Source organism: Pseudomonadota bacterium (assembly GCA_010028905.1).
In the GTDB taxonomy this organism is placed as follows: domain Bacteria; phylum Vulcanimicrobiota; class Xenobia; order RGZZ01; family RGZZ01; genus RGZZ01.
The window spans coordinates 1-1,389 of record RGZZ01000808.1 but is presented as its reverse complement, the minus strand read 5'-3'; the positions used below and the strand labels follow the sequence as shown (position 1 = coordinate 1,389).

The window sequence follows — 1,389 nt, the reverse complement described above, 5'->3', positions numbered from 1 at the left end:
CCGCGATTCGGGCAATGGCGTACAACGGCCCCGTTCCAGAGGTCAGATATCGCCCCGCGGGTGACGTCACGCTGCTCTACGAGAACAACCCGGAGCAGATCACGACGCGCGACCTGGCGGACCGCTCGCAGGGGGGGCTCTCCCTGTACAGCGAGGTTCTGCGCCCAGGAAGCTACCGCAACTTCTTCGAGCATCTCAACCGCACGGGCGGCGACATCGGGTTCACCGCCCGCGTGTCGAACCCGGGCACGCGACCCGTTGAGGTCGTGGTCGGGGGGAGCGGGGTGGCCCGCGGGCTCGATGGGGCCGACGCATTTCGCGACGCGCTGACCCCCACCGAGAACCCCGCACGCACGCTGCAGCTGCCTCCCGGCGCCCGTGCAGACCTTCTCTGCGTGCCCCACATCGCGGCTGCGGGCGCATTCTTCAGCGGGGTGGTCGACTTCACCGTGCGTGGCGGAGAGGTGAAGCTCGACGATCTCGCGTTCATCGACGCGAGCAACGTCACGCCCGACCCGCGCTACATGGGATACGTTCGACGCGTGGAGCCAGACGGTACCCGCGAGGCCCGCATGTACAAAGGGAACTCCCCACAGGCCGAGGTGGTGGCCGAGAACGTCGACTACACGTTCACCGACGCCGACCGCCCCGGAACCCTCCCTGCGCGCCACGCCACCTATGATCTCGACGCGCAGGCCTACACCGAGAGCCGCATCGATGGCGAGGGGTGGATATCGAACATCGGACCGGCCGCCGATCCACGTGGGATAGCCAGTGACATGCTGTCCTTCGACACCCCCGGGTGGGGACGGATCGATGCCCTCTCCCCCACCGATGGAACGGGAACCTATCCCAATCTGGGGAACTGGGGCGTGCTCTACCGCATCACGGGAACCCTGCGCAACCAAGGCACATCGGAGAGACAGGTCGAGGTTCACCTGCGCGCCAACGAGAGAAGTGGCGCAACAGTCGCGTACGAAGGCCCGGACAAGCGATGGGCCTCGCGCCGTCTGCGGGCGGGGGAGACGATGACGTGCCGAACGATCCGCGTTCCCGCGGGCCAGTCAGTGCGCTACACATCCGCCTACGTGCTCGGCGGCCCGAGCGGGGGCGACCTGCGCCAGTGCCTCACCCTGGAGGACGTTCCGCCCGCGGGTCGCTAGCGCCGCGTCCTGGGCGTCCGTTCGCACCGCAACGGTCGCGTCGAACGCGGCCCATCGCCAAGCCCTGTTGACGTGCCGCGTCCGGAACAGCGTGTGAGCGGGGGAGGAACCCATCTCGCTAGCGCCGCACTCGTGCCGGCTCCGCCTCGCTCCCCCGTTCCGCAGCACCGCCCTATGCGAGCGGATTGCGCAGGAAGTCCACCACGCTCAGCACGAGGGCGACAGC

1 protein-coding gene is annotated in these 1,389 nt (G+C 68.5%); it reads left to right on the top strand.

Annotation, left to right across the window (positions count from 1 at the left end; genetic code table 11):
- Positions 1-14: 14 nt before the first annotated feature.
- Positions 15-1,163: a hypothetical protein gene (locus tag EB084_25495; GenBank protein NDD31619.1), complete on the top strand. Its 1,149-nt coding sequence runs from the start codon at positions 15-17 to the stop codon at positions 1,161-1,163.
- Positions 1,164-1,389 lie beyond the last annotated feature (226 nt).

Excerpts from the sequence above, each read along its gene's own strand:
- EB084_25495 (NDD31619.1), top strand. The coding sequence starts at position 15 with ATGGCGTACAACGGCCCCGTTCCAGAGGTCAGATATCGCCCCGCGGGT.